Consider the following 12,777-nt stretch of genomic DNA (forward strand, 5'->3'; position numbering starts at 1 on the left):
GATAAATAGTAAGCATTCAGCATTCAGCATTCAGCATTCAGCATTCAGCATTCAGCATTCAGCATTCAGCTAATGCGCTACCTCACAGCGTCGTTCGCACAGCGTGGCCAAAAGCCAAAGCCTGTGCCACGCTACTGTTCGCGCAGCATGCCCGTAGCGCAATCGGTGCTTTTGAATAAAATAAGCTGTTCCCGTAGCATGAGCCTTTAGCTGACGGCTGACCGCTGACCGCTGAACGCGCACGCGTGCGCGTAGCGCATATGCTTACGATAAATATTTTTAAGACTAGCACAAGTTTTTAACAATCAAATTAGCTGATTTCCCTATACTCGAGGTTCGATAGAGTAAAACTATTAATCATACCAATTTAGGAAGAAAAACGTTAGATCCACTGTCAAGAAATTTTATTCAAAACTTGGGATAAGCTCGAAAAAAGGACCAATCTGCCAAGCCTTGTCTTAGCAGAGAGTAAGCACCCCGCTCTTTCCCAGAGGGGGTTTCCCCACTGCCGTGAAGACTGATGAATCAGGTAAAACTCTCAGAAAATAAGCCAAAAAATCGCACTGTGGCTGAGCTGGTGGAAGAGATTACTGCTCTGACCACCGAAATTCAACAGTTGTACTGCTTAGACGCAATTCCCTGGGTTATAGGGTATAGTGGTGGCAAGGATAGCACCGCCACTCTACAGCTGGTATGGAATGCGATCGCAGCTCTGCCACCAGAACAGCGAACTAAGACTATCTATGTCATCACTACAGACACCTTAGTAGAGAATCCGATTGTTTCAGCTTGGGTTCGCAATTCCCTAAAACAGATTAAGTTGGCAGCTGAAGCTCAAGGATTGCCCTTTGAACCCCATCTCTTACAACCGGAGGTTAAAGAAACCTACTGGGTAAGTTTAATTGGCAAAGGTTACCCAGCCCCACGGGGGAAATTTCGCTGGTGTACTGAACGTTTGAAAATTAAACCCTCTAACCGTTTTATTCGGAATGTTATCCGATCTAGTGGAGAGGCTATTGTTGTTTTAGGCACTCGCAAAGCTGAAAGCCAACAACGGGCAAGACGGATGAAAAAAATGGAAGCTAAACGAGTACGTGATCGTCTAACTCCTAATATGAATTTACCCAACTCGTTGGTTTATAGCCCCATTGAAGATTGGCAAAATGATGAGGTTTGGCTCTATCTCATGCAATGGGAAAACCCTTGGGAATACAGCAATAAAGATCTATTTGCTATGTATCGAGGGGCTAGTGCTGATAACGAATGTCCATTAGTTGTGGATACCTCTACTCCTAGTTGTGGTAGCTCTCGTTTTGGTTGCTGGGTTTGTACACTGGTGAGTCAGGATAAATCCCTGACAGCGATGATTGATAATGACGAAGAGAAGGAATGGCTGGAACCTCTACTGGATTTGCGAAAGGAGTTGGAGCCTGGAGAAAACCGTGAGCGACGAGATTTTAGACGTAGCAATGGTAATGTCCAACTGTATGAACGGAATTTAGATGGACAAATCTCTGTTGAGCCAATTCCTGGTCCTTATACCAAAGAAGCACGGGAGTATTGGCTGAGGCGATTGCTTACTGTTGAAACTGAAATTCGTCAGAATTGTCCAGACAATATGGGGGACATCACCTTGATTAGTCAAGAGGAACTTAGTGAGATTCGTCGCATCTGGCTAGAAGAAAAACACGAATTTGACGACAGTTTGCCCCGCATCTATGAGGAAGTTACTGGTGAACCTTTCAAAGACATCCGTCCTGGCGCTGAAAACCATCTGCTTGGTGTTGATGAGTGGCAGGTCTTAGAAGAAATCTGTGACAATGATGCTATGCATCTCGAACTAATGGCAAAACTGCTAGACACAGAACGCCAGTATGTGACTAGGTCTCGTCGTATTGGTATCTATGAGGCTTTGGAGCGGTGCTTTGATACTAGTTCTCGGTCTAAAGAAGATGCGATCGCTAATGCTCACTTGAAACGAGATTTAAAAACAGCTGCTGATGAAGGGGATGTTGACACTGTCAAGCAGCTGGCTTGGGCAAATTTAAAATTTCCAGTCCAAAATTCGTAATCCTTAAAACTGGAGTAACTTATGATACAGGCTTTGGATAGATTTAATGAGATATTAAATTTCTGGTTTGGTAAGCCGGACGAACCCGAATATGGCAAATCCCGCAAAGTCTGGTTTACTAAGAACCCAGATTTTGACCAAGAAATGCGATCGCGTTTCCTCGACATCTATCAACAAGCCGTGACTGGGGAGTTAGATAATTGGCAAACATCACCCTATAGCTGCCTAGCGCTAATTATCCTATTCGATCAGTTTCCTCGCAATATGTTTCGGGGTCAACCCCAAGCTTTTGCTACTGATTCCAAAGCCTTGTCTACTGCCCAGTATGCTGTTGATCGAGGCTTTGACAAAGAACTCTTACCAGTCCAGCGCTGGTTTATCTACTTACCATTTGAGCATAGCGAAAATATCGAACATCAGCGCTACTGTGTTGAATTATTCTCGACTCTTAAAGATGATCCCGATAGTGCCAGTACCATTAATTATGCCTATCGTCATCTAGAAGTGATTGAACGTTTTGGTCGCTTTCCCCATCGCAATAAAATCCTTGGTCGGGTTAATACTCCAGAAGAGGAGGAATTTATAAAGCTGCCCGGTTCATCTTTTTAGCGTTAATTATTTAGACTTAATCGTTGAGATTTAACGGTAAACGATTAACACCAACTATAGCGTTTATCATAGTTATGAGGTACACATACTTTTTTCTCTTTTCCCTGTTCCCGATTCCCGATTCCCGATTCCCGATTCCCGATTCCCGATTCCCTGTTCCCTGTTCCCTGTTCCCTAGAAAATTCATACTTGATAAATCCTGTGATTTTCCTTGAACTTGTCCTAGAAAACTTTGGCCCCTATCTCGGGCGTCAGGTAATCAATCTCTGTCCAAAAAGAGATGATAACTCTCGACCTATTATTCTAGTCGGTGGTATGAATGGTGGCGGCAAAACCACTATGATGGATGCGATTCGTCTGGCTTTATATGGACACCGCGCTCAATGTTCCACCCGTGGCAATTTGAGTTATAGCGACTTTCTAACTCAGTCAGTCAATCGCAATGCCTTACCTATTGACAACACCCGAGTGGAATTAGTTTTTGAACATATTGAGAACGACCAGCCGATGGAGTATCGGATTGTACGCACTTGGACAAAAAAACCGAAAGATGGTAAGGATAACTTAGGTATTTTAGAGGGAGACTGGCTGGATTCTGCCCTAACCAATACCTGGGACGAGTACATTGAAAATCTGTTGCCCTTAGGAATATCAAACCTATTTCTTTTTGATGGGGAACAGGTTAAAGAACTAGCAGAAGTGGAAACACCACCCCCGGTTGTTGTGGAAGCGATTCGATCATTACTTGGTCTAGAACTTGCTGACCGCTTAGCCATTGACCTTGATATTTTAGTGACGCGCAAACGCAAATCTATGGCGAATCAACAGCAACTTGCTAATTTGGAAGATATCGAAAAAAAGCTTTCCTCTCAACAATCAGACTATGAGCTAGCTAAACAAGAGTTATGTAGTATTCAAGAACAGCTAGAACAAACCAGGGAAAAACAGCAACAAGCTTTTGATAAATTTGTCTGTGATGGTGGTAAAATAGCAGCCCAACGGAACCAACTAGAGAGTCAGCTAAATTACTACAATACTAAAGTTGAACAAATTCGTGAACAGATGAGGGAATTAGCAGCTGGTATTTTGCCTCTATCGTTAATTGAACCCCTACTCACCCAAGCTCAAGCTCAAGCAGAAAAAGAATCGCGGGCATCACAGGCTAAACTAGCTAGAGATATTTTACAACAGCGTGATCAACGTCTGGTAGATTTATTGACTGCCCTCAAGTTGCCTGCTAAAAAATTTGATAAAATTAAAGCGTTCTTGGGAAAAGAAAATCAACAAATAGAGCAAGAGGCTGGGGAGGTTAAAGACCCTTGGTTAGGAGCTGAGGAAGAAATGTTTCATTCCCTAACTAATCTCCTGACTTACTACCAACCAACTCAAAAGCAATTAGCTGAAGAGCAATTAGCTAAGCGCAAAAATCTGGAAGCAGATATTAATGCTACTAAACGACAACTAGCAACAGCTGCTCCTCCGGAATCCTATCAAGAACTCGAAGATGCACTAAAACAGGCACAAACGGAATTGGCTCAAGCTCAAGCAGCTTACGAAATCGCTAAACGCCGCTGTGATAAATTAGGATATGCGATCGCACAAAGCAAAAAAGACTTAGCCAGGTATGGTGAAGAAACCATTGACCGCAAAAATGATCAGCATATGCTTGCAGCATCTGCATTAGTCCAACAGAGCCTTAAGGTTTTCCGGGAACAGTTAACTCTGAGAAAACTGAATAAATTAGAACATGAGGTAACCGAATGCTTTCTTTATCTCCTTCATAAATCTGACCTAGTCCATCGAGTTGCCATCGACACCAACAGCTTCAGCCTATCCCTGTACGACCTACAAGGAAAACTTGTACCGAAACATCGTCTATCGGCTGGGGAAAAGCAATTATTAGCGATCGCATTATTGTGGGGACTAGCCCGTGTTTCTGGACGTAATCTACCCGTAGCCATTGATACCCCCCTCGGACGATTGGACTCGTCCCATCGCAGCAACCTAGTGGAACGCTACTTCCCCGCTGCCTCCCATCAGGTGATTCTGCTGTCTACAGATACGGAAATTGGTAAGGTCGAAGCTAAACAATTACGAGAAGCTGATGCGATCGCACAACAGTATATACTCAATTATGACCCAGACAAACATCGAACAACCGTGGAATCGGGTTACTTTGACTCAGAAAAGGTCACGGCATGACCATAAATGTTGTTGATTGCCCATGTAATTTGTCTTGCACTACTTCTAGGACAGGGTCTAACGTAATCCTGTATTCTCCTTCTTGCTCCAAGGTAATGCTAGGGCCTGGTTGATAGGGCTGACTAGGATCCGCCGTAGGATCCAAACCCACCCTCGGATAGTTACAAGAATCGTCTTCCCCTGGTATAGGATCACAAGGGTAATAGACAACTGGACTTTGCAAATCGACCATAAACTGTTGTTGGCTACCATCTGGTAGGTAGAGAGTCATTCTCAACGGAATCGGCTCTAAGATATTGACAGGGTCACCAACAGTTTTAAAAGCGAATTGGACAGTTTCTCCAGCAGTAATTGGTTGCTCTTTATCTAGTATTGTCCGGATGGTTAGAGGTTTTGACAGTAACTGTGGTTCTTCTACTAACTCTTTTGTCTCATTATAGCCGCAAGCAGTAATCAATAACGGGCTAATCAATAGGGCAATGGCGAAGACAGTTTTACGAATGTACATGCTTGTTAATTTTATCGCTATTTGCTATCAAAGACGCCAATTTACCCTAAAAAGTTCTACTGACGGCTGAGTACTTATAGCTAAATCATGATCTGAATATTTCTATCTTTTTACAAGTATTCAAATTGCCAAACTATCACGACTTTGGGCAAATACTAAAGTAGTTTTTCATAAACCGTAAACCTGATTTCATTAATATATACATGCAACCCCCAATAAACCAGATCACACTTTCCCAAACTGCCAAAGACCAACTAATAAAACTCAAACGTCAAACCAAAATCCCTCAGTGGAATGTCCTTTGCCGCTGGGCAATCTGCCGTTCCCTCGCTGAACCGACAATGCCCTCCCCGGTTACCATACCTGCTGATAGTAAACTCGAACTCACTTGGAGCGTTATAGCAGGAGATATGGCTGATCTGATCCTGATTGCTCTGAAACAACGGTGCCATAACGATGGCTTAAGTTTTGAGCCAGAAACTCTAGGGAATCAGTTTCGCCTGCACCTTCATCGAGGTATTGGTTACTTAGCAGGGGATACCACTATTAAAAAAATTGAGGATTTGATCGCCCTGGCTGTTATCAAGGATCAAGGATGAAGTATAAAAGGTGAAGTCTTACTCAGGACTCAGGAGTTAGCATTCTCGGACTCAGCACTGAGCACTGAGGATTGAGAACTATAGTGTTCAATGCGGTGCGTTTGCGTAGCAGTTCTTTCAGAGCATCGCGAAGCAGTTCCAAAGGAACATCGCTTTTTCTGATGCTGCAAGGAACGAGCACTCCGCAATCGATAGATCAGCTTTACACTCAACCAATAACTAACCACAGCACAAACCAACCCAACGGCAAAACAACCAACAAATAAGGTTAGGACAATTTCTGAGCCCAATTCTCTAAATTCCTGCCAAGATTGGAAACTCACATTAGCCAATTCATCCTGATTCAGTAGCCATTCTCCGACGTGAAAGTTGAATGCAAAAATCGGTACATAAGTCAAGGGATTACTAATCCAAGTTCCAGCAGTAGCAGCTATTTTGTTCCCTCGCAAGAGTACCGCCAGCAAAATCCCTATAAATAACTGGAGACCAAACAGCGGAAAGAACCCAGCAAACACACCACATGCTAAACCTCGTGCGATCGCTTCTGGTTTTCCTTGCATACGAACCAAGCGCCAATATATGTATTTTAGGCGTCGTCTAAAAGTTCCCCTCGGTCTGATCGACTTTCGTTTACCTAGGTCAAGGGGTTTGGTGGCTGAGGGTAAAGGCTGTGGGTAGCTTGACAGGGATTTTCTAGACATTTTGGCAAATCAATCAGCAACCAACCCTCTAGCAACTGGGGCAGATTATTAGTCAGCAGGTAATCTTTACTGTAGCGGAAAATTAGCTTCAAGGGCGAAAGCCAAAGGGCAAAGGGGAAAATAAAGCTACAAAAATCTTAATAAATTTTATGCAAGCTTCCTTATACCTTGTGCCTTTTACCTTGTGCCTTTTACCTGACTGCCATGGCTACGAGGATCATCTTGAGTAGTGATTGTAACTGACAGGGAATCGTCAATATCCGAAACCGTACCACTAGCTTGGCTATAAGGTAAAGGCACATGGGTTACTATGGCATCTAAGTTAGCTTCGAGTACTTGACGGGGTTGTTCTCCAATAGTTTGGGCGATCACTGTGCTGGCTTCATCAAAATATACAAAATGAGGAATACCATCTACTCTATACTTGACCAATTCTGGTAACCACTTGCTGTTATCCACATTCAGCATGACAAAATTGACTTTGGTTTTATACTGCTGTTTCAGTTGACCCAAATCCTTTGCCATGGCTTGACAACTGGTACACCAGTTGGCATAAAACTCCATCAAGGTTGGCTTACCATTGCTGAGTGCCACCTCTAGAGGGGTAGATGCTTCAGCTTGGGCTTCCAAGGAACCGAGACTAGTATCAGTTTTTAATCCCAAGAATAGGGCAACACCCAGTGCGATCGCTACTAGGGCAATTAAAAAGTTTCTGATCCGGTTGCCACTAGTGGGTACTGAAGGGGAGGAGGATGGTGTAGTTGAGTCTGGTGAATTAATAGCCATCTTGCTACAACTTTCTTGCTATAACTTTATAATTGTTTACATTTTACAACAAGAGCACTTAGGCACCAACAGCCTTAAAACCCGGTTTCTCGTTATAAATCTGGCAATAGCAGGGTTTGGGGCGTAACTGCTGAGCAACTTAGAAGTAGATCAGATTAAAAGGTTTTTTGTTGACGGTTGACGGCTGACTGTTGACTGTTAACTATCAAGGAGTGGGAATGTTACGTTAATTTTTACTGGTCTACTGATAAAGTTTCACAAATCACCATGAAAAAACGGGTAACTCTGACCTTTCCCCGACGGGCGATTCAGATGCCGGTGGCTTACCGACTGGCAAAGGATTTCAATGTGGCTGCTAATATCATCCGGGCCCAAGTCGCTCCCAATCAAATCGGCAAACTTGTGCTAGAGTTATCTGGCGACATTGATGAGTTAGATGCTGCGATTGAGTGGATGCGATCGCAAAACATTGATGTTTCCCTGCTAAGTCGCGAGATTTTGATTGATGAGGATAGTTGTGTCGATTGTGGCTTATGTACTGGGGTTTGTCCCACTCAAGCCCTTAGTCTTGAGCTAGAGACATTCAGATTGAAGTTTAAGCGATCGCGTTGCATTGTCTGTGAGCAGTGTATCCCCACTTGCCCTGTTCAGGCCATTTCTACAAATTTTTAAGATTTCAGACGCCTTAAGCTATTGCCCAACAACCCTGTTTTCAGGCACACTTTCAGATAAAATCAACTAAATATCAACCCCAAGAGGAGCCCTCATGATACCAATTCTTGTAGCTATACTTGCAGCAGCCGTTGTTGGGGCAATCGTATTTTTTATACTGCAAAATAAACTGGATTTTCTATCCGAACAAACCGACATAAAATTAGAAGTTTTTCAAAATAAGTATGAGACTAGGATAGAACAAAATTCTCAAGCTCTGCAAGAAAGTTATCGAGAGCAATTAAATCAGAAAATTGAGGAAGTCAAACAGCAGGGAGAGTCTAGCGCTGCTGCTGCTGCCCAACCTTTACAGGAAAACTATCAGGCTCAGTTAACCCAAACCACTAATGAGCTGAAGCAACAACTTGATGCTAGTCTTCTGGAAAGTGTCCAATCCTCGGAAGCAAGATATCAAGAACAATTGACACAAGCTACCCATGAGTTAAAGGAAGAACTTGAGTCTAATTTTCGCCAAGAGCTGCAATCTTTGGAAGCAAAATATCAGGCTGATTTAGAGTTAGCCCATCAAAAAATTGCTGAATTAGAACAAGCGCATCAATCTCCAATACCAGACGAGGTTAAGAACCTAGATGAAACAGAGGAAACTTCCGCGCAAACTGGTAATGAATTAGTCGAATTATTAGAAGAGGCAGAAACCAATCAAGACGAGCCTCAACCCGTGGTCAAGGACGAAATGTTGCCTGAGCCCAGTCAGCCAGAGCAACCAGTGCTGACAGAAACCCCAAGTATTACTGCTCAGCCCAGTCAAAGTGATCTCGACTTAGGTGAAACCATAACTGCTTTGGGAAATTATGGTCAAGCCAGGGATATTCCCCAGTTAAGTAAGTACATCAATCATCCTGAAAGCCTCATTCGTGGCTCAATTGCATCAGCCTTGGGGAAAATTGCTGCTGCTCAAGGACTCAGAGCCGAAATTCAACAGGCCATACCGCTGATTGGCAAATTGATTCAAGATCCCCAACCATCCGTGCGACAGTCTGCTGTTGAAGCCCTGAGTAATATTAAATCTGAAAAAGTTATACCCTTGCTTGAAAGGGCATTAAGGGATCCAGATAGTAATGTGGTTAAATCTGCCAGTGCTGGGATTAGTCAGTTTAAGAGTTATCGGCGAACTCAACCACCCAAACCTGCTAAGAAGACTGTAAAGCCCTCTAAGCCTTAACTTTACTCTAATCGAAAAGCATAGCCCAAAACCCTAGGGATGTGGGGATTGATGACCCTTTCTCGGTAGTCAACCCCCATGATTGAGTCCAACTCTCACCAATACTCCCTTGAACAAAGGGGGCTGGTATCCTGCAGGACTTCTAGCTAGTTTAGTCAGCGTCGCTTTCAATGTGGATAAACAAAAGTCCCAAAACTACAGTAGGCATAACTAAGCCTATGAAGGGGACTAGCATCGTTGGTAAGAAAGAAGCTGCGTATGCGCCTGTCATATCTTATTTTCCTATTTGCAAATTAATACAGTAACAAGTTTAACCGATACTTTTTAGCTACCAAAGTCTACCAAGATAGACCAAGGCCCGCCAATGCAAGATGCTTTCACATCCAGGGGGTATCTCCCAAAGCTCTGACGGAATATCCCGCGAGCGCCATAAAAATGTCAACAAAGTTGGTTCCACCGTAGGTCGAGAGCGCAACTATTAAACCCTTGGTTTTCGGCTTTAATTTAAGTTACATAATAATCCCTGTCGGTGTTACCCTAATTTAAGTCTAACAAATAATAAGAGTTTTTGGTAGACTCTGCGACATTTTCTCTAGCTGTTTACTAACCTTTCACCACACCAACCCAATCAGGTATGGTGTTGGTTGCCAGTTTGATCGGAAGTAAGCCTCTACCTACGGAAGTAGGTGCCGGTCTTACACTGCCGAGGCAGGGCTTTGCTCTACATTAAAGACCCAGCACTGCTATCCAGATGACTGGAAAACGGCAGATACCCGCTTACTAGAGGGGTAGATTAGTGACATACTCCCACACGCTTATCGTTCGCGTAGCGTCGGCTTCGCCGAAGATTACAGTGTGGGCTTCTTACCAACTCCAGCCATCGCTTAGGATACTCGGTAAGCTTTATTAACGACACGGGATGCCCCTCCGCGCCGGAACAATACAATAAGTTCTATTTTTAAGCACGTAGGTGGCGGTTAGCTCTTAATTTGTTTTCCCTACTATTTTTAGTATAACGTTTTTCAGGCTGTTTATAGCGAGTTAATGCTCCGCGATTCATCCCACACTCATGCTGCGCATGTTCGTTGTGGGGCATGCCCAGCGGAGGAAGCTAAGCAGGTAAACAAAATTAATTGCACATTTTCCAAAACTCAAAGCCTTGCAGGGTAAGGGTTACATAAATTTGGAGTAGGGAATTAATTCTGTGTAGGTGCTTATCGATTTTTTCGACAAGTTAATCCTATCATGGTTCACGACTATGAAATACCTTGATCTACCTCGGAATTTCCGAGACAACCTGTGGCAAAAACCTGATGATTGCTTCTGCCCTTGCTGAGTCTTTGATGGAGTCAATTCTAATCAGTCTGCCATTCCTCTATTGACATCAACACCTGTCGTTGACCTAGACAAAACCACACAAGTCCAGTCAATTTGGGTTAACTTCCCGTTTCACCTCATAGCATGAGAGGGGTGATCCCAACCCGCCTTTATACCACCGACCCAGTTTCTTCAATGGCTCAGATTACTGGAAAGTTTATGCCAGTCCGATAATTATTAAGATTTTTAACAAAAATTGCCCAATAAACTTTACAAAAATTAATTACTTTTTGTTACAAAAACCTAATAAGCTAAAAGGGGGTTAGTCATCAAAACCGTTGGTTTTAGGTGATTACAATAGTTTGGCAAAGGTGATTTTACCGTAAAGAACTAAGGCGAAAATTTTTGCCATTGACTAAGAAGGTTAGGAAAAAGAACAATATCTCGTATAATTCGTTACGAGAGGATGCACTTCTCAGCGACGATTACTCGTGCTGATTCTTTCAGTTCCTTTTCTCCCCCCTAAAGTATTACTACTCAAGGGGTTTATCCGATTTGATAGGAGATAAATTTACAATGACGATGGATGTAATTAACCATGGTGGAGATCCCCAAGTGGGTAATCTAGCCACCCCAATTAATTCCTCTGCTTTCACAAAAGCTTTCATCAACAACTTGCCAGCCTACCGTAAAGGGCTCTCAGCCAATCGCCGGGGTCTAGAAGTTGGTATGGCTCATGGCTACTTTCTGTATGGACCGTTTGCCTTACTAGGTCCGTTACGTGGGACAGACTATGCCAGCACAGCTGGTTTACTGGCAACAGTTGGCTTAGTGGCTCTTCTGACAGTTGCTTTATCTATTTATGGAGCGGCTGGCTCCGGCAAACCTAAGGCAACATTGACAACACCCAATCCACCAGAAGACTTAGGAACTAAAGAAGGCTGGAGTGAATTTGCCAGTGGTTTCTTGCTTGGTGCTTGTGGCGGGGCATTTTTCGCCTATTTCCTATGCCAGACACCTCATCTAGCGCCACTGCAAAAGATTGCTAGTGGAGTATGGTCTTCTTAACTCTGACTGGAAACAAGAGTTTCTGATCGCGCAGCGGAGGCGAAAGCCGATAGCTAAGCAAGAGAGTAAGGTGACTGACACTTAGTTAAATCACCTATTCTCTTGTTGGCACTCCACCAAAGACGTCGATTTCAAGAAAAGAGGGATGTTCCTTTAATAATAATTGATGCTCCAAAAAGGCTTTATTTTGTTTGAAGCACAAAAAAAGATACAATACCTTAGCCTGCAAATTAATAATTAACTAAATGACCCCTAGTGGTAATTCAAAATTCAAAATTCAAACTTCAAAATAAAGAAAATCATAAATTTGGCAATTTTTTAATTCTGGGTACAAGCCCCCACTGATTGTCATTTTGAATTAATAATTTTTAATTTTGAATTGGAGCGAAGCGACTTGACTTTAGCGGAATTAAAACCTGGAAAGCTTGCCATTATCGAGAAAGTTCAGATCGGTTTGCAGGTCGAAGGTCTCGCCAATCGACTAGAAGCAATTGGCATTATTCCTGATAGACAGGTACAAGTGTTGCGCTCAGCCTGGTTTGGGGGACCGTTACACATTAGAGTTGGTTCCACCACAGAAGTAGCTATCCGACGGCAAGAAGCTAGCATGATTGTAGTTAACCCTGTCAAGGAATAGTTAGCGGTTAGTGGTTAGGGGCGCGCCTAGCTGATAGCTTACTACTCAAAGTCTAAACAGCGGATAGCCTCTAGTAAGCCTCTAGCTTTATTGAGGGTTTCTTGATATTCTTTTTCTGGGTCAGAATCTGCTACCAAGCCAGCACCAGCTTGCACTGACACGGTATGTTTACCAGAACCACATGAGCGAACTACCATAGTCCGGATTGCGATCGCACTATTGAGCTGACCTTCAAAATCGTACCAGCCATAGACACCCGAGTAAGGCCCGCGACGTTCTGGTTCCAGTTCCTGAATGATTTCCATTGCCCGAATTTTGGGGGCTCCACTCACTGTCCCCGCAGGGAAACAAGCTTTCAGTAAATCCCAAGCTGTTTTACTAGCAT

At 43.4% G+C, this 12,777-nt stretch carries 15 protein-coding genes; 9 read left to right on the plus strand and 6 right to left on the minus strand.

Annotated elements, in window-relative coordinates; translation table 11 throughout:
* Nucleotides 1-69 precede the first annotated feature (69 nt).
* Nucleotides 70-243: a hypothetical protein gene (locus F6K49_RS01585; protein ID WP_293066099.1), complete on the minus strand. Its 174-nt coding sequence runs from the start codon at nucleotides 241-243 to the stop codon at nucleotides 70-72.
* 277 nt (nucleotides 244-520) lie between these two features.
* On the opposite strand from F6K49_RS01585, the gene dndC reads away from it, so the two are divergent.
* The 4 genes from dndC (at nucleotide 521) to dndD (ending at nucleotide 4,882) form a co-directional block, all read left to right on the plus strand.
* A complete protein-coding gene (dndC, locus tag F6K49_RS01590) occupies nucleotides 521-2,071 on the plus strand; it encodes a DNA phosphorothioation system sulfurtransferase DndC (protein WP_293066096.1) in 1,551 nt (516 codons plus the stop codon).
* A 21-nt stretch (nucleotides 2,072-2,092) separates the two neighbouring features.
* Nucleotides 2,093-2,680 carry a DUF924 family protein gene (locus F6K49_RS01595; protein WP_293066093.1) on the plus strand — a complete coding sequence of 196 codons (588 nt, stop codon included), beginning with the start codon at nucleotides 2,093-2,095 and terminating at the stop codon, nucleotides 2,678-2,680.
* Between the two features lie 74 nt (nucleotides 2,681-2,754).
* Nucleotides 2,755-2,895, plus strand: coding sequence for a hypothetical protein (locus F6K49_RS01600; RefSeq protein WP_293066090.1), 141 nt, complete (start codon nucleotides 2,755-2,757; stop codon nucleotides 2,893-2,895).
* Nucleotides 2,882-4,882: a DNA sulfur modification protein DndD gene (gene dndD / locus F6K49_RS01605; RefSeq protein ID WP_293093606.1), complete on the plus strand. Its 2,001-nt coding sequence runs from the start codon at nucleotides 2,882-2,884 to the stop codon at nucleotides 4,880-4,882. Before F6K49_RS01600 ends, dndD begins: the two co-directional genes overlap by 14 nt.
* Here dndD and F6K49_RS01610 read toward each other — a convergent pair.
* On the minus strand, nucleotides 4,872-5,390 hold the full coding sequence (locus tag F6K49_RS01610; RefSeq protein ID WP_293066084.1) for a hypothetical protein: 519 nt from the start codon (nucleotides 5,388-5,390) through the stop codon (nucleotides 4,872-4,874). The two genes, dndD and F6K49_RS01610, sit on opposite strands and share 11 nt — an antisense overlap.
* 203 nt (nucleotides 5,391-5,593) lie before the next feature.
* On the opposite strand from F6K49_RS01610, the gene dndE reads away from it, so the two are divergent.
* The gene (dndE, locus tag F6K49_RS01615) at nucleotides 5,594-5,989 is read left to right on the plus strand and encodes a DNA sulfur modification protein DndE (RefSeq protein WP_293066081.1); all 396 of its coding nucleotides are present in this window, start codon (nucleotides 5,594-5,596) and stop codon (nucleotides 5,987-5,989) included.
* Nucleotides 5,990-6,018: 29 nt separating this feature from the next.
* On the opposite strand, the gene F6K49_RS01620 is transcribed toward dndE, so the two are convergent.
* Nucleotides 6,019-6,690, minus strand: coding sequence for a DUF2062 domain-containing protein (locus F6K49_RS01620; RefSeq protein WP_293083458.1), 672 nt, complete (start codon nucleotides 6,688-6,690; stop codon nucleotides 6,019-6,021).
* Nucleotides 6,691-6,867: 177 nt separating this feature from the next.
* Nucleotides 6,868-7,476, minus strand: a complete 609-nt coding sequence (locus F6K49_RS01625; RefSeq protein ID WP_293036674.1) for a thioredoxin family protein — start codon at nucleotides 7,474-7,476, stop codon at nucleotides 6,868-6,870.
* A gap of 267 nt (nucleotides 7,477-7,743) precedes the next feature.
* On the opposite strand from F6K49_RS01625, the gene F6K49_RS01630 reads away from it, so the two are divergent.
* Together F6K49_RS01630 and F6K49_RS01635 are read left to right on the plus strand one after the other, a co-directional pair.
* Nucleotides 7,744-8,148: an NIL domain-containing protein gene (locus F6K49_RS01630; RefSeq protein ID WP_293023286.1), complete on the plus strand. Its 405-nt coding sequence runs from the start codon at nucleotides 7,744-7,746 to the stop codon at nucleotides 8,146-8,148.
* A gap of 94 nt (nucleotides 8,149-8,242) precedes the next feature.
* A complete protein-coding gene (locus F6K49_RS01635; protein WP_293072746.1) occupies nucleotides 8,243-9,370 on the plus strand; it encodes a HEAT repeat domain-containing protein in 1,128 nt (375 codons plus the stop codon).
* A gap of 151 nt (nucleotides 9,371-9,521) precedes the next feature.
* On the opposite strand, the gene F6K49_RS01640 is transcribed toward F6K49_RS01635, so the two are convergent.
* On the minus strand, nucleotides 9,522-9,641 hold the full coding sequence (locus F6K49_RS01640) for a photosystem I reaction center subunit VIII (protein WP_071986957.1): 120 nt from the start codon (nucleotides 9,639-9,641) through the stop codon (nucleotides 9,522-9,524).
* A gap of 1,628 nt (nucleotides 9,642-11,269) precedes the next feature.
* Here F6K49_RS01640 and F6K49_RS01645 point away from each other — a divergent pair.
* On the plus strand, nucleotides 11,270-11,755 hold the full coding sequence (locus F6K49_RS01645) for a photosystem I reaction center protein subunit XI (RefSeq protein WP_293023350.1): 486 nt from the start codon (nucleotides 11,270-11,272) through the stop codon (nucleotides 11,753-11,755).
* Between the two features lie 379 nt (nucleotides 11,756-12,134).
* Nucleotides 12,135-12,392: a FeoA family protein gene (locus F6K49_RS01650; RefSeq protein WP_293023279.1), complete on the plus strand. Its 258-nt coding sequence runs from the start codon at nucleotides 12,135-12,137 to the stop codon at nucleotides 12,390-12,392.
* Nucleotides 12,393-12,433: 41 nt separating this feature from the next.
* Here F6K49_RS01650 and F6K49_RS01655 read toward each other — a convergent pair.
* Nucleotides 12,434-12,777: chorismate-binding protein (locus F6K49_RS01655; RefSeq protein WP_293093611.1), on the minus strand; the 344-nt coding region annotated here is incomplete at its 5' end.

Source organism: Moorena sp. SIO3I6 (genome assembly GCF_010672095.1).

Coding starts and splice junctions, on each gene's coding strand:
- dndC (WP_293066096.1), top strand. CDS start 521: ATGAATCAGGTAAAACTCTCAGAAAATAAGCCAAAAAATCGCACTGTG.
- F6K49_RS01595 (WP_293066093.1), top strand. CDS start 2,093: ATGATACAGGCTTTGGATAGATTTAATGAGATATTAAATTTCTGGTTT.
- F6K49_RS01600 (WP_293066090.1), top strand. CDS start 2,755: ATGAGGTACACATACTTTTTTCTCTTTTCCCTGTTCCCGATTCCCGAT.
- F6K49_RS01610 (WP_293066084.1), bottom strand. CDS start 5,390: ATGTACATTCGTAAAACTGTCTTCGCCATTGCCCTATTGATTAGCCCG.
- dndE (WP_293066081.1), top strand. CDS start 5,594: ATGCAACCCCCAATAAACCAGATCACACTTTCCCAAACTGCCAAAGAC.
- F6K49_RS01620 (WP_293083458.1), bottom strand. CDS start 6,690: ATGTCTAGAAAATCCCTGTCAAGCTACCCACAGCCTTTACCCTCAGCC.
- F6K49_RS01625 (WP_293036674.1), bottom strand. CDS start 7,476: ATGGCTATTAATTCACCAGACTCAACTACACCATCCTCCTCCCCTTCA.
- F6K49_RS01630 (WP_293023286.1), top strand. CDS start 7,744: ATGAAAAAACGGGTAACTCTGACCTTTCCCCGACGGGCGATTCAGATG.
- F6K49_RS01635 (WP_293072746.1), top strand. CDS start 8,243: ATGATACCAATTCTTGTAGCTATACTTGCAGCAGCCGTTGTTGGGGCA.
- F6K49_RS01640 (WP_071986957.1), bottom strand. CDS start 9,641: ATGACAGGCGCATACGCAGCTTCTTTCTTACCAACGATGCTAGTCCCC.
- F6K49_RS01645 (WP_293023350.1), top strand. CDS start 11,270: ATGGATGTAATTAACCATGGTGGAGATCCCCAAGTGGGTAATCTAGCC.